At 40.4% G+C, this 21,033-nt stretch carries 16 protein-coding genes; 3 read left to right on the top strand and 13 right to left on the bottom strand.

Annotated features, from left to right (window positions below):
* Nucleotides 1–62 precede the first annotated feature (62 nt).
* The 6 genes from QQK09_RS16380 to miaB are packed head-to-tail and all read right to left on the bottom strand — an operon-like array spanning nt 63 to nt 6,806.
* A complete protein-coding gene (locus QQK09_RS16380; protein ID WP_284205241.1) occupies nt 63–1,442 on the bottom strand; it encodes an MATE family efflux transporter in 1,380 nt (459 codons plus the stop codon).
* Between the two features lie 6 nt (nt 1,443–1,448).
* On the bottom strand, nt 1,449–2,999 hold the full coding sequence (lnt, locus tag QQK09_RS16375; RefSeq protein WP_284205240.1) for an apolipoprotein N-acyltransferase: 1,551 nt from the start codon (nt 2,997–2,999) through the stop codon (nt 1,449–1,451).
* 4 nt (nt 3,000–3,003) lie between these two features.
* The gene (corC, locus tag QQK09_RS16370) at nt 3,004–3,867 is read right to left on the bottom strand and encodes a CNNM family magnesium/cobalt transport protein CorC (protein ID WP_284205239.1); all 864 of its coding nucleotides are present in this window, start codon (nt 3,865–3,867) and stop codon (nt 3,004–3,006) included.
* Between the two features lie 9 nt (nt 3,868–3,876).
* On the bottom strand, nt 3,877–4,350 hold the full coding sequence (ybeY, locus tag QQK09_RS16365) for an rRNA maturation RNase YbeY (RefSeq protein WP_284205238.1): 474 nt from the start codon (nt 4,348–4,350) through the stop codon (nt 3,877–3,879).
* Entirely contained in the window at nt 4,350–5,372 is a 1,023-nt protein-coding gene (locus QQK09_RS16360; RefSeq protein ID WP_284205237.1) for a PhoH family protein, read from the bottom strand. Before QQK09_RS16360 ends, ybeY begins: the two co-directional genes overlap by 1 nt.
* A gap of 12 nt (nt 5,373–5,384) precedes the next feature.
* Nucleotides 5,385–6,806, bottom strand: coding sequence for a tRNA (N6-isopentenyl adenosine(37)-C2)-methylthiotransferase MiaB (gene miaB, locus QQK09_RS16355; RefSeq protein WP_284205236.1), 1,422 nt, complete (start codon nt 6,804–6,806; stop codon nt 5,385–5,387).
* Nucleotides 6,807–6,982: 176 nt separating this feature from the next.
* Between miaB and QQK09_RS16350 the strand changes: the two genes are divergently transcribed.
* Together QQK09_RS16350 and QQK09_RS16345 are read left to right on the top strand one after the other, a co-directional pair.
* The gene (locus QQK09_RS16350; protein WP_284205235.1) at nt 6,983–8,143 is read left to right on the top strand and encodes an FAD-dependent monooxygenase; all 1,161 of its coding nucleotides are present in this window, start codon (nt 6,983–6,985) and stop codon (nt 8,141–8,143) included.
* Nucleotides 8,144–8,149: 6 nt separating this feature from the next.
* Nucleotides 8,150–8,803 carry an alpha/beta family hydrolase gene (locus QQK09_RS16345; RefSeq protein ID WP_284205234.1) on the top strand — a complete coding sequence of 218 codons (654 nt, stop codon included), beginning with the start codon at nt 8,150–8,152 and terminating at the stop codon, nt 8,801–8,803.
* 36 nt (nt 8,804–8,839) lie between these two features.
* Here QQK09_RS16345 and QQK09_RS16340 read toward each other — a convergent pair whose 3' ends face one another.
* Nucleotides 8,840–9,829, bottom strand: a complete 990-nt coding sequence (locus tag QQK09_RS16340) for a carbohydrate kinase family protein (RefSeq protein WP_284205233.1) — start codon at nt 9,827–9,829, stop codon at nt 8,840–8,842.
* A gap of 241 nt (nt 9,830–10,070) precedes the next feature.
* Nucleotides 10,071–11,021, bottom strand: coding sequence for a LysR substrate-binding domain-containing protein (locus tag QQK09_RS16335; protein WP_284205232.1), 951 nt, complete (start codon nt 11,019–11,021; stop codon nt 10,071–10,073).
* A 162-nt stretch (nt 11,022–11,183) separates the two neighbouring features.
* On the opposite strand from QQK09_RS16335, the gene QQK09_RS16330 reads away from it, so the two are divergent.
* Entirely contained in the window at nt 11,184–12,383 is a 1,200-nt protein-coding gene (locus QQK09_RS16330; protein WP_284205231.1) for a multidrug effflux MFS transporter, read from the top strand.
* 49 nt (nt 12,384–12,432) lie between these two features.
* Here QQK09_RS16330 and QQK09_RS16325 read toward each other — a convergent pair whose 3' ends face one another.
* The 5 genes from QQK09_RS16325 to rapA all read right to left on the bottom strand — a co-directional run bounded on the left by QQK09_RS16325 (nt 12,433) and on the right by rapA (nt 20,473).
* Nucleotides 12,433–13,179 (bottom strand): substrate-binding periplasmic protein, encoded by a 747-nt coding sequence (locus tag QQK09_RS16325; protein WP_284205230.1) that lies wholly within the window; start codon nt 13,177–13,179, stop codon nt 12,433–12,435.
* A gap of 341 nt (nt 13,180–13,520) precedes the next feature.
* Nucleotides 13,521–14,894: a Re/Si-specific NAD(P)(+) transhydrogenase subunit beta gene (gene pntB, locus QQK09_RS16320; RefSeq protein ID WP_284205229.1), complete on the bottom strand. Its 1,374-nt coding sequence runs from the start codon at nt 14,892–14,894 to the stop codon at nt 13,521–13,523.
* Between the two features lie 2 nt (nt 14,895–14,896).
* Complete coding sequence (locus QQK09_RS16315; RefSeq protein WP_284205228.1) at nt 14,897–16,441, bottom strand: Re/Si-specific NAD(P)(+) transhydrogenase subunit alpha; 1,545 nt, start codon at nt 16,439–16,441, stop codon at nt 14,897–14,899.
* Between the two features lie 358 nt (nt 16,442–16,799).
* Complete coding sequence (locus tag QQK09_RS16310; protein ID WP_284205227.1) at nt 16,800–17,474, bottom strand: RluA family pseudouridine synthase; 675 nt, start codon at nt 17,472–17,474, stop codon at nt 16,800–16,802.
* 86 nt (nt 17,475–17,560) lie between these two features.
* Complete coding sequence (gene rapA / locus QQK09_RS16305) at nt 17,561–20,473, bottom strand: RNA polymerase-associated protein RapA (RefSeq protein ID WP_284205226.1); 2,913 nt, start codon at nt 20,471–20,473, stop codon at nt 17,561–17,563.
* Nucleotides 20,474–21,033: the final 560 nt, after the last annotated feature.

The following is a 21,033-nucleotide window of genomic DNA, read 5'->3' as shown; positions in this document are numbered from 1 at the left end:
AGAATGTTAGCAGTTTGTGTATTAAAAGACAGTGAAATCCTCACGCTTTTAAGTAAACGTGGTTATTTTGCGACGCTATTAAGCATATTTCTAAGCCAATGTTTTTTATGCACTCTATGAATGACTAATAAAACTTTAATAAGTTCTTCTGAGAGCATGATGATATAAGCTTCAATAAGTGTCGCGTGATAGTACTTAACGGCGATAAAAGTTAACGGAATACCGACACACCACATGCAAAAAATATCAATAAAAGTGCTGTAGTTAACATCTCCGCCACTGCGTAATACACCGATGATACCGATAAAATTGATTACCCTAACAAACAAAGCGAATGCAAGTACCAACAATACTTGAGAAGCGCTATGCATCGACTCTACAGAAAGGGTAGGAAATAGAGATAGAATGGGCTCACGCAGTACAATAATTATTGGCGTGAAAATAAATGCGAGTACTGGTACGAAGAGGATGAAGGTCCATGCTTGTTGCCATGCTTGGGAAAAAGCCTTCGCGCCGAGTTGGTGTCCTATCATGGTGCCGCTGGCAATCGCAATACCAATAAACAGTGCAAAGACGGTTTGTTCTATGGTCGAAACCATGCTCATAACTGCAAGTTCTTGTACGCCAATCATCGCAAAAATAAGCGTGTAGACCAATATACCTAATGCCCAGCCACTGTCATGAAGTACCATTGGAAATGCGAGTTTGGTGTAACGTTTTATCTCAAACAGACTTAATGCTTGTTTGACTTCATCCATTTTTGCAATGATAAAGGGACGTCGCTTCACGACAAACAGTACCATTAGTAGCATTTGTGCAAAGCGTGCAAACACGGTTCCCCATGCACTCCCTGCAACACCCATTTCAGGAAAGCCCAAGTGACCAAAAATGAAAATATAATTAAGCAATGCATTTAATGGCAGCACTAATATGCTGATGTTCATCGCCGTTTTAGTATCGCCTGCTGAGCGAAGGGCCGTTTCTAAGGGTAAAACGACTGCGGTAAATATGAAGCTATAGGCAGTAATGACAAGATAGTCATTTGCAAATATCAGTAGCTGATTATCACTACTCGCTAGGCCAGTAATAGTTTGTGGAGAAAGGGTGTAAAAAATGATGAATGGGATGACACTTAGTAAGCTAAAAAGGAGTGATATGACTAGACTTCTACGTAATCCTGAAAGATCTTCGGCGCCAAAATATTGTGCTGCCAAAACGCCACCGGCATGACTGATACCGACCATCATCAATAAATTAAAGAAAAATATCTTATTACCTAAACCAACGGCGGCAATCTCACTTTCGCCAAGTTGACTGACCATCAAAATATCAACTAAACCAAGAAACGAATACAGTAAAGATTGCAAAGTGATTGGCAGTGCAAGTTGCCACAGTTTCTTCTGAAAATCAGGCGCACGAAAGGTGGCTATTTTATTCTTCATTAGCGACTATTCTGTGCGTCTGCGGAAAATGAATAGTGTCGCTATTAAAATTAATAAACTGTACAGGTAGAGTGGTGTTGAACCAAAGCGTTGATAGGGTGTTAGACCAAAAGCAGGTTGTACCGTTTGACGTAATACGCCCTCTTTATTCGAAGGTAAACGCCCGAGTTCATGACCTTGATCGTCAAAAATAGCCGTAACGCCGTTATTGGTGCTGCGCAATATGGGGCGTGCAAACTCAATCGCGCGCATACGTGCGATTTCGAGGTGTTGATCTGGGCCAATCGAACTACCAAACCAAGCATCATTACTTAACGTCAATAACATCCCGGTATTCCGATGCACGTTATTGCGCATCAATTCTGGAAAGGCGACTTCATAGCATAGTGCGGGGGCTAAGGTGGTTAAGCCACTTTGTAAATTAGGTTGCACTGCATCACCTCGCTGAAAGCTAGACATCGGCAGATTAAAATAGGGCGCAATAGGGCGCAATAGATCTTCAAAAGGTACAAACTCACCAATAGGGAGTAGCTGATGCTTGTGGTAACGGTTAGGGCTTGTTTGTGAGTATCCTTGCCCTGTAGGTAGTTTTCCTAACATAATGATACTATTGTAATAGTTGTCATTTTGTAAATCATACTCGATGATCCCTGTCATTAAGGTTTTACCCTTCATCGACAGCTCTTGAGAGAGTGGTTGTAAAAAACCTTGCATATCTATTTCAAGTGCAGCGATCGCAGACTCTGGCCAAATGATTAATTCATTTTCACGGTCGCTATTATCACCTGCTTCACTTAAGTCTAAGTAATTGTAAAGAGAGGGGTAGAGTTGCGACTGTTCCCATTTCTTATTTTGATCGATATTACCCTGTACTAAAGCGACTTTAATCGCAGGTTGTAGCTCTGTGAATCGTAGTTGCTGCAAAAAATGCCCACTTATAATAATGGTGGCAATGAGCAATACACTGGTTTTTATTCGTTGTTGCTTAATGATCAGGGTTAATGCCGCAGAGATCAGTAAAATAGCGAGTGTTATACCTTGCACACCAAGAATTGGTGCAAAGCCAACTAATGGCGTATCTGCATGGCTATACCCTAAATAGGCCCAAGGAAATCCTGTTAAAAACCACCCTCTAACCCAATCCATCACCAGCCAAAAAACAGGGAAAACAAGTAAAGTGCGGGTTGTATTAGAGATTAAATTTAGACGCTGAGATGCCCAAATTGCGATGGTAGGGAAAATAGCGAGGTAAGCACAAAGCAATACTATCAATAGCATATTAATGATTTTAGGCATGCCACCAAACAGATCCATACTGACATAGACCCAATGGATAGTGGCAACAAACATCGCGAGGTTAAAGGCAAACCCAACCAAGAAAAATCGTTTATTGGTTTTTGCTACTTGTTGAAGTAATAGAAATAGGCCAATAAAGGAAGGGTAAAGCGTCCACCACTGTTCAAAGGGGGAGAACGCAAATACTTGAATTGCACCCAATAAAAGAGCAACTAACAGTTGCCCTAAAAGTGTTGTTGTTAATTTATTAATCGGGTGCAAAAGGTCACTCTTCAATCTTTTTTATCTGTTTGGGAATACGAACTTGTAGTTGAATTAAACGACGATTATCCGCATTGATTACTTTATATTTGTAACCATCAATGGTGATACTTTCACCGCGACCAGGAAGGTGACCCAAGCGGTTAATCATCAGTCCAGCAATGGTATCCTGCTCTTCGACATTATAAGTTGTACCAAAGTGGTCGTTGAAATCATCTAATGTCGTTAATGCACTTACTGCATAGGTACGTTTACCAATCTGTCTAATTTCATCAACATCAATATCATCGAATTCATCTTCAATTTCACCGACGATCACTTCAAGAATATCCTCGATGGTAACCAGTCCTGATACACCACCATACTCATCAACAACGATAGCCATGTGGTAACGCTGGCTACGAAACTCTTTGAGCAAGGTATCCAAACGTTTACTTTCAGGTACAACGACAGCTTGTCGTAAAATATCTTCTATTTTGAATTCATTCGCTTCACTACTGAAGCCATATTTGATCAAATCTTTGGCTAATAATAGACCAACGATATGGTCTTTATCTTCAGTAATAACAGGAAAGCGTGAATGTGCAGAATCAATAAGAATTGGTAAAAATTCTTTTACACTTTGTTGTAGCCCAAGTGTCACCATTTGCGAGCGAGGGATCATAATATCTCGAACACGTAGTTTTGATACGTCTAAGACACCTTTAATCATCTCTTTCGTTTTTTGATCGATCAGTTCGCGCTTTTTAGCGCTATCGATCATCTCTAATAATTCAGCTTGGTTTTTAGGTTCGTTTTGAAATAGATTGCCGATTTTATCGAGCAAACCAGATTTTGCTTGCTCGTTGGTAGAATGTTCTTCTGACATTACTGTTTTTTACTCTTGTTCGTTATAAGGAGCAGGAAAGCCTAATTCAACTAATAATTTAGTTTCTAGGGTTTCCATCTCAATGGCTTCTTCTTCGATAATATGATCGTAACCAAGTAGGTGCAAGGTACCATGAATTAACATATGTGCCCAATGTGCATTTAAACTTTTACATTGCTCATCTGCTTCTTTTTCAACCACCTGTTTACAGATTACCAGATCACCTAGCAAAGGTAATGTGATCCCGGGTGGATTTTGAAAAGGAAATGAGAGCACGTTAGTGGGTTTATCTTTACCGCGATAGTCATGATTAAGCTGTTGGCTCTCCTCACTATCGACCAAACGAACGGTTAGTTCTGCTTCCTCTCTATCTATATCGGATCCCGCTTCGATAGCTATTGCGACCCATTTTTCAATGTCAGCTAATAGCGGTAAAGCGGTTTCATTTTCAGTGGCTAGTTGTAGATCAACAAACAGTTCCATTATGATTTTTCCGACTCTATTTCTACTTTTCGTTCAAAGGCTTCATAGGCTTTCACAATGCGTGCCACCACTGGGTGACGTACTACATCATCAGCGGTAAAGAAGCTAAAGCTGATCTCTTCCACATCATTTAATACTTCAATAACATGACGAAGACCTGATTTTTGATGACGAGGCAGATCGATTTGAGTTATATCACCCGTAATAACCGCTGTTGAGTTAAAGCCAATACGCGTTAAAAACATTTTCATCTGTTCAACAGTGGTATTTTGACTTTCATCCAAAATAATAAAAGCATCATTTAAGGTACGTCCACGCATATAAGCTAGTGGTGCAATCTCGATGATATTTTTTTCAATCAGTTTCTCAACTTTCTCAAAACCAAGCATCTCAAACAACGCGTCATATAATGGGCGTAGGTAAGGATCCACTTTTTGTGAAAGGTCTCCGGGTAAGAAACCCAGCTTTTCACCAGCTTCAACAGCTGGACGGGTTAATAAAATTCTACGTACTTCCTGGCGTTCCAATGCTTCAACGGCACAAGCAACAGCGAGATAAGTTTTACCTGTACCGGCAGGACCAATACCAAAGCTGATATCATTACTTAATATATTGCTAACATACTGGCTTTGGTTTTCACCACGTGGCTTGATTACGCCACGTTTAGTCTTAATCGTTAGGCTTTGAGTTCCTGTTTTAGCTTCCGCTAAACGAATTTCAAGCAGACGATGGTTTGCAATTAAATCTTGCAGGGCAAGGTGTACATCGCCATCAGTTAATGTTGCTGTTTTGCCTCTAATCGGCTGTGTTTCAATGTAAAGTTCTTTTAAAAGGTCATTACACGCTTGCGCATAACGATGCTCACCAATAATCTGAAAGTGTGCATCTTTATAAACAATCTCAAGGCCTAAACGGCGTTCAATTTGTTTAATATTGTCATCAAATGGACCACATAATACCGCTAAACGGTCACTGTCCTGTGGCACTAAATCAAGATGTACTGTAGTTAATTGTGTTGTCAACGTAGTTAAACCTTATTCTGGCGTATAGGTGTGCACACCTAAGTTCTCTGTTTTTTTGTTTACGATATCGCTTGGGCGGATAGATTCACGCAGATTCATCTCTTCTTCGCCACGAATAAACTTACCACGAATCGAATTCTTATGTACTTCAGTGATCTCAACATCTACAAAACCACCAATTGAGCGGTGATCGCCTTCAAAGTTAACAATACGGTTATTTTCAGTACGGCCACATAATTCCATGATGTTTTTACGTGATGGGCCTTCAACTAAAATACGTTGTACAGAACCTACCATACGGCGCCCAATCTGCTGTGCATGCTGGGTAATACGCTCTTGTAAAATAGCTAAACGTTGTTTCTTAGTTTCCAGCGTCACATCATCAGGCATATCTGCTGCTGGTGTACCTGGTCGTTGGCTATAAACAAAACTGTAGCTGGTATCAAAACCGATCTCGTTGATAAGATTCATGGTTTGCTCAAAATCTTCATCGGTTTCATTTGGAAAACCAACAATGAAGTCAGAGCTTAATGTTAACGCAGGGCGAACCGCTTTAAGTGCTGCAATTTTTTGACGGTATTGCTCAATATTGTGACCACGTTTCATCAAATTAAGAATACGGTCTGAGCCCGCTTGCACTGGTAGGTGTAAAAAGTCGACCAGCTCAGGTGTATCGCGGTAAACATCGATAATATCTTCATCGAAATCGATTGGGTTACTGGTGGTATAACGTAAACGGTCGATACCATCGATAGAAGCAACGTAACGTAATAACTCAGGAAACGTACAATCATCACCATCGTGGGTAGCACCAATGTATGAGTTTACATTCTGGCCTAATAGGTTTATTTCACGTACACCTTGCTCTGCAAGTTGTGCTATTTCTAATAAAACGTCATCTAATGGGCGGCTTACTTCTTCACCACGTGTGTAGGGTACAACACAGAAAGTACAGTATTTAGAGCAGCCTTCCATGATTGAAACAAAGGCCGTTGCACCTTCTGCTTTTGGCTCAGGCATCGCATCAAATTTTTCGATTTCAGGGAAGCTCACATCAACCACAGAACCTTCATCAGATTTAACCTGTTTGATCATTTCTGGTAAACGGTGCAATGTTTGCGGTCCGAAAACAATATCGACATAGGGTGCACGACGGCGAATAGCATCACCCTCTTGTGAGGCAACACAACCACCAACGCCAATAATAAGATCGGGGTTGATCGCTTTTAATTGCTTCCAACGACCTAGCTGATGGAATACTTTTTCTTGTGCTTTTTCGCGAATTGAGCAGGTATTTAATAAAATCACGTCTGCATCTTCTGCGTTATCAACAGCGATATAACCATTGCTTGAATTTAATAAGTCTGCCATTTTTGAAGAATCGTATTCATTCATCTGGCAGCCCCAAGTTTTGACGTGTAATTTTAAACTCATAATCTGTAACTCATCTGAAGTGCTAAATACTCATAACGATAATTACGCTAATATGAGTATATAAATAAAAGAGCGCACATTTTACGCAGATCATGGCTAACTTGCTACTTGTTTGTTGGGTCTTCAATTTTAGGCTCAATTAAGTACAATGAGTTAACCCATTTAAAAGAGATAAGATGATGAAAAACAGAGAGATAATAGTTGTTGGTGGAGGCATGGTTGGTGCATTAACCGCTTTATTACTTGCTAAAAAGGGTTTTGTTATTCATCTTGTTGAAAAAAATCCTGTGCAACTGCCAACTGATGACGCGCCCTTTGAACTGCGGGTTTCCGCGTTTAGCGCACAGAGTAAAAATTTATTAATGCAAGCGGGGGTTTGGGATGATCTCCCTGAAAACCGCTTATGTGCTTACCAAGGTTTGCAAACATGGGAAGTGGGTAGCAGTAAGCTAAAATTTGATAGCACCGAGTTAGGGATGCAAGCACTGGGTTATATCGCAGAGAATTGCTGGATTCAGGCTGTATTGTGGCAAGCGTTAGAGCGTTTAAATAATGTCTATTTTTATGAAAATAGTGAACTACTAAGTGTTAATAATAGTGATACTGGTGTCTCTGTACTATTGACGGATGAACAACTATTAAAAGGTGATCTATTAATTGCTTGTGATGGCGCTAATTCTGCGACTAGGCGGTTATTGGATATTGGTATTACAGCCTGGGATTATCGTCAACATTGTATGCTGATTAATATTAAAACCGATAGTGCACAGCAAAATATTACTTGGCAAGAGTTTCGCGAAACGGGGCCCTGTGCGTTTTTACCTTTGGCCGAAAATAACGCCAGTTTAGTGTGGTACCACAGCCCTGCAAAAATAAAGCAGTTGCAATCACTGAGTAATAGCCAGCTTAAAAAGCAGATAGAGCTAGAGTTTCCAACCCTGAACTTTGATTTTGAAGTGATCGATAAAGGTTCATTCCCCTTAACGCGTCGCCATGCACAAACCTATCATAAAGGTTGTGCCGTTTTATTAGGTGATGCGGCGCATACCATTAATCCATTAGCTGGGCAGGGAGTGAACCTTGGCTTTAAAGATGTGCAATGCTTGGTCGACTTATTACTGCATAGCAGCGATCTGCCTATGCCGACATTACTTAAGCGTTACGAGTTATTTCGTAAGCCACACAACTTGTTAATGCAAAGCGCAATGGATCTGTTCTATAAGGGCAGTAAAAGTGACGTTAGTGCGGTGCGTTTATTACGTAAAACAGTATTGCTTGCAGCTCAAAATAGTGGGCAGTTAAAAAATAGAGTGATGAAATATGCGATGGGTTTATAGGAATTTATGATGATATCTAGCACTACATTTATGGCTGACGGTCCAGAAGATGGGCCACTGTTCCTGTTTGCTCATGGAGCAGGTGCCCCCTGTGACTCTGTATTTATGCAAACTATCGCAGAAGGACTTGCGCAACAGGGCATCTGTGTCATGCGTTTTAATTTTGATTATATGCAGCAACGCGTGGAGACGGGATCTCGTCGACCACCGGAGCGTGCGCCTAAGTTGATTCAGCAGTTTGAAGATAGAATCAAGCTATTGAACGCTGAGCAGAAAAGACCGATAGTGATTGGTGGTAAATCGATGGGCGGACGGATGGCGAGCTTAGTTGCGTCTATGTTTGAAGAAAATCAGTTAACAGAAATTAAAGGGGTTGCTTGTTTAGGTTTCCCTTTTCATCCCGTTGGTAAGTTAGATAAATTACGCATTGACCATTTTCCGTTGGTGAAACAAAAGCAGTTAATTATTCAAGGAACACGAGATAAATTAGGGAGCTTTGAAGAGGTAGATAATTACAACTTACCTTCGATAATCGAGTGGCTATGGTTAGAAGATGGGGATCATGATCTGAAACCAAGGGTAAAAAGTGGTTTTACCCATGACCAACATCTGCAACAAGCGATTCAGCGCTTAGCCTCTTTTATTAAAGAGGCTGTATAGCCTCATATTCATTAAGTTGATAAAGGCTATAAATCTTTAAATCGTTTCGATTGATGTTAATAGTTCGCTAATGTCAGAGTGCGTTGGCATTGCGCTCCAAGCTCCTTTTTGAGTAATCGCATAAGCACCACAACACATTGCAATATTAACCGCATCAATTAACGGTGTGATTTTATTACATGCATTTTCTAATTGTGATGGGTTGTGAATACCTTGTTTTAATAATCCATATAACCAACCGCCACTGAAGGCATCTGCAGCACCAGTAATATCAACGACTTCAACTGTTGGTGTCATTAATGATTGATGATGGCTTTTAGTATATAGACGTACCGGGTGTTCAGCATCACTAATCAAAACTACTTTTACACCGCATTCAAATAATTCTGATAAAAAATCAGATTCCGATTGAGTACCACGTAGGTAGTTGATCTCTTCGACGCGTAATTTTACGATATCGCTATAGTGCATCATCTGCATGACACGTGGTTTAACTTGCTTCATATCAGGCCAAATGATCAAACGTAAGTTCACATCAAAGCTGGTTAATGTCTGCTCAGCCTTCGCCATCTGCATCGCTTGTAACGTACATTCATAAATTGCTTGTTCGGTTAAGCTATTTGAACAGCAGTGGAATATACCAACATCTGCAAACATCTCTGAGTGTAACTCACTGCTAGGGTAGTTTAAATCAGCAGTATTATCTCGATTGAAGCTAAACGAGCGCTTACCTTTTGTATCTAAATGCAAAAATGCCATCGGTGTTGAGTAATCTGATTGCAGTAAGTATTTACAATCTACTTCATATCTCTCGATGCAATCTTTTACATAACGCCCGACCGTATCGAAGCCAATTTGCCCTACTAGAGCACTGCTGATACCTAAGCGTTGGCATGCAACGGCAACGTTGGCAGCCGAACCACCGGGAAATTGTGCGTAAAGAGGTACCTCTAACTGATCAATAGTTTGTGTACCACGAGGAATCCAATAAGCGCCTAACTCACCAAAACAGAGAATTTTTTGCATTTATTACCTTCTATAAAATAAGTCACTCAAATGAGTTTGTGAAGATCAAGTTGATTGCTGATACTAGCAGTAATAAGTTATAGGTTAGTATCTTTTTTTGGGAAACAGTTAATTATTTGACCTGCTTGCGCCCATTGTTTACAAGCTTTTGCTGTAAAAGTGACTTCAGTGCTCAATAAGATAAATTATGTTACTACTTACTCTCATTGGTGTTGCTTAATGGTGATAAAAAAGTAAATGATTAGTGATGCTTGATGCTGTCGCAAATTTTTTCTCTAACCCATTTATGTCCAGGTTCATCATTATTACGTTGATGCCATAACAGTACGTAAGCAAGTGGAGAGAACGGTATTGGCAGTGGCACCTCCACTAATGGGTAAAGTTTCTGTGCATGCGCGACAAAATTTGATGGCACGGTGAAAATAAGATCACTATGTGCACAGACACTTGCTGCACCATAGAAATCCGGCAATGTACTACTAATGCGGCGATGCTGGTTAGACTCTGCAAGGTGATAATCGAGTGCCCACCAATCGTTACCTTCACAACGAACCTGAACATGCTTCATATTGAGGTATGCGGCAACATCCCACTGTTTTTGTTTCACCGTATCAAGAATAGGGTGGTTCTTACGTACTAAACAAACTTGTTTGTCAGTAAAAAGGGTAGTCTGAACAATCCCATAGGGAAGATTATTCAAACGGTAATCTGATGTTGGATGCAAATCCCTTGCCGTAATGCCAAAATCAATCTCTCCCTGTAGTAGACCCTGCATCGATTTTTCATTCCAACCGTAGGTATCTAACTTTATATTTGGGGCTTGATTAAGCAGTGGGCCGATATAGGCTGGTAACAAGGTTTCGTAGGCACTCTCGACCATCGCGAAAGAAAATTGTCGTTGGCTTGTTGCTGCACTAAAGCTAGGAGGTAAAGTGACTTGATAAAGTGCTTGTAATATCTCTGGCAACTGTTGTTTTAAATGCAGGGCATGAGCAGTTGGTTTTAGGCCATGGGCTGTTCGCAGGAAAAGTGGGTCTCCTAAGGTTTCTCGAAGGCGATTAAGGCTCTTGCTCAACGCTGATGGGCTGAGGTGCAAACGACTAGCAGCACGTGTTGCACTCTCTTCTTCTAATAATATCTGTAAGGTTACCAATAAGTTAAGATCTATTTTGGCAAGGTTTCCTAAATTCATAGAGGCTCCAAATGGACAGATATTCCCTGAGGGAAATTCAGTTCTGAAAAAATGCCATTATGATTCATATCTCTGTTTGAGTAAACTGCACGCTGAAAATTATCAGTGAATGGCTTTCAACTAACAACTCATTACTCATTACTAAATCCCTTAAGGCTCCTAATGCGCAAAACAATTTTACCGATATTAATGTCGATGGTGGTATTAAGCCCCCTCGCTATTGATATCTATTTACCCTCTATGCCAGTGATGGCTACTGAGTTCAATGTTTCATCGAGTGACATACAGTCAACGTTAGTCTTATTTATGTTTGCGTTAGGGGTTGGGCAGATATTAATTGGCCCGTTAGCAGATCGTTTTGGGCGCCGTCCAATCGCGTTAGCGGGTATCGTATTATACATCGCGAGTAGTTTATTAGCTGCATTTACCACTGATTTCCAACTTATGCAGGGTGCAAGAATACTGCAAGGTATTGCTGCATGTGCAACTTCAATTGTGGTCTTTAGCGCGGTAAGAGATACCTTTAACAGTGCTGATAGTGCTAAATATTATAGCTATTTAAACGGTGTTATTTGTGTCATACCGGCATTAGCACCTACATTTGGCGGAATGTTAGCGTTGCAGTTTGGTTGGCGTTCTACCTTCATATTTATGGCCTTATTTGCCGTTATCATTTTACTGATTGTTGCTTTTAGATTGCCAGAAACGCGTCCTAACAATACTCAAACGAGTGGTTCCCTTTATCATTGGAATCGTTTCAAACCGGTGTTAAGTGATACGCACTTCATGTTCTACGCGCTTGCTTGTATGGTGGGTATGGCTTCTATTCTGACTTATGTATCCTATGCACCTGATTGGTTAATTAGCCATTTAGGTGTTTCAGAAATGAGCTTTAGTATGTTATTCGGTTTAAATGCGACGGTTAATATTGCTGCAGCATTTGCTGCACCTTGGGTGATTAAGCGCTGTGGTAATCGTCCAACTGCTATTATTGCGCTATTTACACTGCTTAGCTCAGCGATATTACAAGTTGTAGTACAGCAATTCGGACCGACATCAGGTTTACCTGCTGCTTTTGCATTTATGCTCCCTATGATGCTGTTGTGTATTGGTTTTGCTTTATTACTTGGACCTGCAACGTCAATGGCTCTGAGTGCCTTTGGTGAGCGCGCAGGCACCGCATCGGCAATGTTAGGCTGTATTCAAATGAGTGGTGCTGCGTTGTTAGCTGGGTTAATTCAACAAACAGAGTTAACGGCACCTTACGCAGTGGTCATCTTAATGGGGGGATTAACATCGGTTTTATTGGTGATGATGCTCATGCCTCGTTTTTCGCATTGGCATCAAGAGCAATTTTCTTAATCTAACTATTGATAACAGCTCTTATCTTTTGATAAGGGCTGCCTTTTGTTCAACGATAACGGTTGTAAATGTTGTTGATACTGCCGCTTTTCAAAAGCTTTTTAAGGGCTTTATTAAACCTCGGTAATACATGTGCTTTGCTTGGGTGAAAACGGATCATCATGTCCAGCACACTGTAAGGCTCTCCTATTTTTAGTTGCCCGGTTAAATTCTCATTTTTTATTTGATACTGAGCAAAGTCTTTATTAATTAAGGCTTGGTCTAAACGCTTGGCAATTAATAACTGAATAAGTTTGTTTTCGTCATGAAAGGGCGCTGCTTTTATTCGCCCAGCGGCAAAGTATGCTTGGTATGCAGGGTAACTGTAGCCTTGGACAACCCCTAATCGCTTACCTAATAAGTCATCGCCAGAGTGTACTGCAATATATTTATCTGCTTGGAAAATAATTACATCTTCGGAAGCGGTGAATGGAATGCTATAAACACTCTGTATTGATGAATTCTGTCGCCAAATTGGGTTTGTCATTGGCTCGATATCAATTTCTCCGTTTTCAAAAAGGCGCAGTGCCCGCTTAAAAGGAACTCGAACATATTCAATAGAGTCTCCAGTTTCTTGGCTAATAGCAGTGAAAATGTCTTTAATCGTCCCTGTCCTTTGATCTCCCTCTTCAAAAAAATAGGGGGGAAAGGAACCTGTATGCAGCATAACCCGAAGCGTCTCAGCCGGACTTGTCTGTGTAAAAGGTAAAGCGATAAATACAATCGCCGTAATAAGCCAGTTTTTTGAATATTTCATGTTTCGTTACCTGATATCCATTTCCAAGGTACTTTAATTAAGGTGCTTGTTGATTATTGAGCTGCTCTATCCTGAACTCTCCATATCGAAATTTTACCAAGGTTGGAGTGTTTGAGTTGCAGGGAGTTAGCCTATCGGATAAGAGTAGTAGAGTTCATCTTGGTTTAGCAAAAAATGAGTGCAATGATTATTTCTTTTAGGAGGGATCGAACGTGATTTAAAGTGGAGGATAAAACAGATTGATATGACTTTACTAGGCATTATGCGCAATGCTATTAATGCAGAGGTAATAAAAAAGCCGAATCAAATGATTCGGCTTTTTAAATGATTAAGTTTGCTGATTATAGATTCTGTAGAATCGCATCAACTGACGCTTTCGCATCGCCTAATAACATGTCAGAGTTTTCATTGAAGAACAATGGATTCTGTACGCCAGCGTAACCAGCACCCATTGAACGTTTAAATACAACGACTTTCTCAGCTTCCCAAACGCTTAATACTGGCATACCTGAAATCGGTGTGCCTGGTTCGTTTGCTGCTGGGTTTACTGTGTCATTTGCACCAATAACTAATACCACATCAGTTTCAGGGAAATCATCGTTGATTTCATCCATCTCTAATACGATGTCATAAGGTACTTTTGCTTCAGCAAGTAATACGTTCATGTGACCAGGTAGACGACCCGCAACTGGGTGAATACCAAAACGTACGTTTTTGCCTTTCTCACGAAGACGTTTAGTTATTTCAGCAACAGGGTATTGTGCTTGTGCAACCGCCATACCGTAACCAGGTACGATAACAACGTTTTTCGCTGCTTTCAGTGCTTCTGCAACTTCTGCTGCGTTAGTTTCAGTGTGCTCACCGTATTCTTTGTCTACAGCGCCAGAGGTATCTTCGTTACCGAAGCCACCTAAGATTACACTGATGAACGAACGGTTCATCGCTTTACACATGATGTATGAAAGAATCGCACCACTTGAACCTACTAATGCACCTGTGATGATAAGTAGATCATTTGCTAGCATGAAACCTGTTGCAGCCGCAGCCCAACCTGAGTATGAGTTAAGCATTGATACTACTACTGGCATATCTGCACCACCAATAGAAGCCACTAAATGCCAACCAAATGCTAATGCAATGATCGTCATAATGATAAGTGCTGTGATACCGATGTCGCCACTTACGAATGCAACCAGTAAGAATGCAGATGAGGTAACCGCTGCAATGTTGATCCAGTTTTTACCCGGTAGTGATAATGCTGAGCTGCTTACTTTGCCACTTAGCTTACCAAAGGCAACGATAGAGCCTGTGAAAGTAACCGCACCAATGAAGATACCTAGGAATACTTCTACATCATGAATCGTTTTAGCTGCGCCCAATAACACACCGTGATCTAGGTATGAATTGAAACCGATAAATGCAGCTGCTAGACCAACGAAACTGTGAAGAATCGCGATTAGCTCAGGCATTGACGTCATTTCAACTTTAAGTGCTAAACGTACACCGATAGCTGCACCTACCGCCATAGCGATAGTGATGTAACCCATGCCAGATACTTGTGCACTTGCGATCGTTGCGATAACAGCAATGATCATACCGATGATGCCAAATAAGTTACCCTTACGAGCACTTTCTTGACTGCTTAAGCCGTTAAGGCTAGCGATGAATAACATTGCAGCGATGATATATGCTGCTGTAATTAATCCTTGAGACATTATTATTTATCCTTCTGGAACATTTTCAACATACGGTGTGTCACGGTAAAACCGCCCACGATGTTGATCGTTGCAATTAAGATTGCAATCGTAGATAACACGGTAACAACAACGTTATCGCTACCCACTTGTAATAATGCACCGATGATGATGATGCCACTGATAGCATTGGTTACACTCATAAGCGGTGTATGTAGTGAATGCGCAACATTCCAAACTACGCCGTAACCTACGATACATGCAAGCATGAATACTGTGAAGTGTGCTAAGAAGTCAGCTGGAGCAACGGCTGCTAACCAACCAAATAGGCCTGCAGCTACGACAGCTGAAACAGGTTTAATCCATTTGTTGGGTGCTTTTTCTTCAACAACAACGGCTTCTTTAACTTCTTCAGCTTTTGGCGCAGGTGCAGCACTTACGTTGATTGCTGGTGGTGGCCAAGAAATTTCGCCTTCTTTAACAACCGTTGCACCACGGATAACTTCATCTTCAAAATCGATGTCAATTTGGCCGTCTTTGTTTTTACAAAGTAGCTTCATTAAGTTAACTAGGTTTGTTGCATACAGTTGGCTTGATTGAGTTGGTAAACGACTTGGTAAGTCAGTGTAACCAATAATCTTAACGCCATTTTCAGTAGTGAACACTTGATCTTTAACCGTGAGTGCTGCGTTACCGCCAGCAGCCGCTGCTAAATCAACAATTACGCTACCCGCTTTCATTGATTTAATCATCTCTTCAGAGATTAATTTTGGTGCTGGTTTACCAGGAATAAGTGCAGTAGTGATGATGATATCCACTTCTTTTGCTTGTTCAGCCATCATTGCAGCTTGCGCTTCTTGGTAGCCTTTACTCATTGTTTTAGCATAACCGTCAGAGCTTACTTCTTCTTCATCTTGGTAATTAACTTCCAAGAATTCAGCGCCCATACTCTCAACTTGCTCTTTTACTTCTGGGCGAGTGTCGAATGCACGAACAATCGCACCAAGGCTACCTGCAGCACCCAGTGCAGCAAGACCGGCAACACCTGCACCAATAATTAGTACTTTTGCTGGTGGCACTTTACCTGCAGCTGTAATTTGACCGGTAAAGAAACGACCAAACTGATTAGCTGATTCGATTACCGCACGGTAACCTGCAATGTTTGCCATTGAGCTAAGTGCATCAAGTGCTTGTGCACGTGAAGTACGTGGCACGCTGTCCATTGCAATAACGCTGATATTTTTAGCTTCAAGTAGTGTAAGCAATTCAGGGTTTTGTGCTGGCCAGATAAAACTAACTAGCGTTGCACCTTCTTTAATTTGCTCGATTTCAGCTGGGGTCGGTGCATTTACTTTAAAGATAATGTCCGATGCTAAAACGTCACTTGCTGTAGTGCTAATTTCTGCACCCGCTTCGCTGAAAAGTTGGTCCGAAAAGCTAGCGTTAGCCCCGGCGTTTGTTTCTACAAGAAAAGTAAAACCTTGTTTAATCAATAGCTCAACCGTTTTAGGGGTTGCTGCTACGCGGTTTTCATTTTCTTGGATCTCTCTAGGTATACCTATTTGCATAGTAAGTCCGTGATCGCTTGTGGTTATTAATGAATAGATGAATGTCGATTTACGTACAATTTACAAAAGGAAAAAAATCAACATTACTTTCCTTTTGTATTGCCAATTGTGACGTATATATAAAATATATTTTCTCGATTTGGTTGTTTTATTACAACATAAAATCGAGGGTTAAATCTTAGTTAAAAATTGTGATTTAGGCTAGCTTTTTAAGTTTATAAAAGGGCTGATTTAGCAATAATAACGTTATTTTATATAATAAAATGCAATATGATGTTAACAAATTGTTAAATACTGGTTTTAATGGAATAAATTTACACCTTTGAAAGAAATTACCTGTTATCTATGTATCTAAAATTCATAGGTTACATGGGGTAAATGTTGGTGGGCAATTAAAGGTGACGCGCTGCTCTGTAGTGGGGTGGGTCAATGTAATGCTACCCGCATGAAGTGCTAATCGCTGTGGTGAAAATTTCTTACCAAATTCACTGGCATAAAAATCATCGCCTACAATAGGGTGACCTATTTGTTGCATATGTACTCGCAGTTGATGTGTTCGGCCCGTTAAAGGGGTTAACTCAACAACCGTTGTTTGTTTTTCACGTTTGATTACTTTCCATTCGGTTTGCGAGCTTTTACCCTGTTCAAAATCAACAATTTGGCGAGGGCGGTTTTCCCAATCACATCGAATCGGTAGATCTACTAAACCACTGTCTTGCTCAATGATACCTTCAACACGTGCATAGTAAGTCTTATCAATCACTTTTTGCTGAAATTGTCGGCCGATATGGCTTTGTGCTGATTTTCGCATTGCTAAAACAATCAGTCCTGAAGTAGCAAGGTCTAATCGATGTACAACACAGGCAGTTGGCCAAATACGTAAAATACGTAGTGCCAAACTATCGGAATGCTTCTTTTCACGACCTGGCACACTTAATAAGCCCGCAGGTTTGTTTAATACAACAATATCTTCATCTTGATAAAGGATGTCGAGGTAAGGCTTTTGCGGAGGATTATAAACAAAATGTGGCATAGTAGTGTTCGCTCAAAGACTGGAAGGTAGAAAGCTATCTAGTAAGATAAAGCTGACAGCATTAGCCGTCAGCTTACAGCTTTAGTTTATGCTTGTGTAGAAACAATAAAGCGTAATGAATCTAGTTTTAGCTGGGTTTGATCTAATATCTGTTCGAAGTTAGTTTGTTGGTCACGAATAAATTGTACCTCATCTTCTCGAATATTAGGGTTAACCGCTTGCAGTGCTTGTAGCCTATCGCGCTCACCTTGCAGTGTCTGTTGCATATTCGTTTTAGCGTCTAATAAAATATCAGCCATCAAGGTTTGTGCCGTTGGTAATGCATCTTTAATTAACTGATGAATTAACGGTTGTGATGTATTGGCTATTTTACGGCTAATATGACGATTAACAGGACTTAGTTGACGTTCAAAGCTATCAAAGGTGACATTTTTACCTAAGTTTTTACCGTTCTTATCTAACAATAGGCGGATTGGGGTGGTTGGCAAAAAGCGACTCAGTTGCGCATTATCCGTATTAATCGCTTCGACTACATAGATTAACTCTAAGAAAGTAGATGCGGGTGGTAATGAGTTATTTTTAAGAATAGCAACAGAGGTTGTGCCTGTATCACTGCTTAAAATCATCTCCATACCACCTGTTATCATTGGGTGTTCCCAACTCAGGTAATGAACATCATCACGACTTAATGCAGTTTGGCGATTAAAGGTAACCGTTGCGCCTTCTTCTGGTAAGCCCGGAAAATCACTGGTTAACATATGATCAGTAGGACGCAAGACTAAACAGTGCTCACTTTGATCTTCCTGTTGAACACCGACAACATCAAATAACTGTAGGGCAAAAGTAGTGAAATCAGGTAGTTGATCTATTTCAGTAATATCATCCAACAGATTACTCTCATGTAAGACTCCACTGGAGTTTATTTCAAGTAAACGGTCACGACCCTGTTCAAGTTGTGCTTTTAGCTTGCTGTTCTCTGAACTCGTTATTTGAATTAATTTATCAAATTCACCGTTATTATTTTCACCTGTTGCAAGTAGGTTAATCAGGTCATTTTTTACTAATTCATAAATAGTATGTCCTGTTGGTGTTGTTTGGGTGAAAGCGGATAAACCATTCTCATACCATTGCTGCAAATGCTCCTGTGCAGTGTCTTTTAGGTAAGGCGTATAAATTTGGATGTCACAACGTTGGCCGATGCGATCTAATCGTCCGATGCGTTGCTCTAACAGGTCAGGGTTAATAGGCAGATCAAATAGCACTAAATGGTGTGCAAATTGGAAATTGCGACCTTCAGAGCCAATTTCTGAACATAGCATCACTTGAGCGCCATTTTCTACCTGTGCGAAATAAGCTGCAGCTTTATCACGCTCAACCAAAGATAGCCCTTCATGGAAAACCGCTGCTTTTATCGCTTCACGCGTACGTAATGCTTCTTCTAATGCTAAAGCTGTTTCAGCCTGTGCAGCAATGATTAATATTTTCTCATCTTTATTTTGTTGAATGAGATCAATTAACCAACTGATACGAGGATCAAAAGCACACCATGAATTGCTTGTACCACCCTCAAAGGTTTGATACATCTGTTCCGGGTAAAGTGCACTAAAAGCTTGCTCTTCGATCGTTCCAGAAGGCAGCATTTTAGATACTTTCATTGCTGTTTTATACTGTTCAGGCAGCGGTAGGGCGATCGATTTTAGGATACGCTTTGGAAAACCTTTAATTGCAGAACGTGTATTACGAAACAATAAACGACCAGTACCGTGTCTATCTAATAAATTACTGATCAATTCGCGCTCTGCTTGTGAACGTTCACTATCACCAGGCGGCAGATCTTCGATAACTTTCAGTAGTGGTTGAATATCTCGTTCACTAAGTAAGTCGGTAATACTATTTTGTGCTTCATTAGACAGTGGTTGGTTATCTAATAATTGATTTACGGCATCAACGACAGGTTTATAACCTAGCTCTTCATCGACAAATTTTTGGTAGTCATAGAAACGATTTGGGTCTAACAGGCGTAAACGTGCAAAATGACTTTCGTGACCTAATTGGTCTGGTGTCGCTGTTAATAACAGAACTCCAGGTGTTTCTTGCGCTAATGCTTCAATAACTTGGTATTCACGGCTTGGTTTTTCTTTATCCCAAATCAGGTGATGTGCTTCATCAACAATAAGCAGATCCCATTCTGCCTCTAATGCGTTTTCAAAATGAACTTTCTTACGCAATAAGTTGATGCTACATAAGACTAACTGTTCAGTATCAAAAGGATTAACCGCATCTGCATAAGCCTCACTACAACGGCTATCGTCAAAAATACTGAAATGCAGATTGAAGCGACGCATCATCTCAACTAACCATTGATGTTGCAGGTTTTCTGGTAACACGATCAATACACGTTTAGCACGACCAGTAATAATTTGCTGGTGGATGATAAGACCTGCTTCGATAGTTTTACCCAAACCTACTTCATCGGCTAATAAAATACGTGGCGCATGACGTTGGCCAACTTCTTCAGCAATGTAAAATTGGTGAGGGATAAGATCGACACGAGGGCCTAGTAAGCCACGAAGGTTTGATTTTTGTTGAGTGTGTTGGTTGGTCAGCGCTTTATAACGTAAGCCAAAGCGATCAAATTTATCGATTTGACCTGCAAATAGTTTATCTTGCGGCTTATTAAATTTAATAAAGTTATTTAAAAAGGTTTCTTTCAAGCGAACAGGTTCACCTGTCGCCACTGAAGTACCTATATAGGTAATAAGCTCGCCTTCATCATCAATATCGGTAACCAATATTTTAGATTCGTCGTGACTAATAATCTCATCACCTATATTAAAGCGCACACGTGTTACCGGTGCTTCGGCAATTGAATAAAGTCGTTGTTCGCCAGAAGCAGCAAACAGCAATGTTAACATGCGCCCTTCAATAGCGACGATAGTGCCAAGGCCTAATTCAGATTCTGCATCACTGATCCAACGTTGACCCAAAGAAAATGTCATAAAATACCACTCAAAATAAAACGGAGAAAAATCAAGGCGCGTATATTACCTAAATGTATACATGCTTTGCTAATCATAAAACTATAAAGTTTGATCTCAAATAAACTAGCATATAAATGTATAAAAATAGGTTTTGTTTATTAAATAAGCAAACAGTTTTTAATTGATAATAAACCCTTGCCAATGTAATTCAACTCCCTATAATACGCCGCACAGACAAGGACTGAGGCGCAAGCCACTAACCTAGTCGGAACCAACAAACTCCTAGAGTTTGAGTCGAAAATCTTATTTAAAATAAGGTGTTGACAAGGTTCACAGGTAGCGTATTATACGCACCTCGCCGAAAGGCTCGCTCTTTAACAATTTAATCAAACAATCTGTGTGAGCATTGGTAGTAGATTTCAAAAAAGTCCTCCTTACTTGTAAGAGGGGACAAAAAGAATCAATATCAATGACACACGAATTAATTCATTAATTCAGAATAACAACGGTACATTGCACTTGTTGCAAAGGTACTTAGTTTTAGTCAGTAATATTGAGTCGCAGTGTTGGTAACAACA

It is taken from the genome of Psychromonas marina (assembly GCF_030161115.1).
Classification (GTDB): domain Bacteria; phylum Pseudomonadota; class Gammaproteobacteria; order Enterobacterales; family Psychromonadaceae; genus Psychromonas; species Psychromonas marina.
Note: the sequence above shows the minus strand (reverse complement) of the source record. Positions and strands in the feature narration are given on the sequence as shown.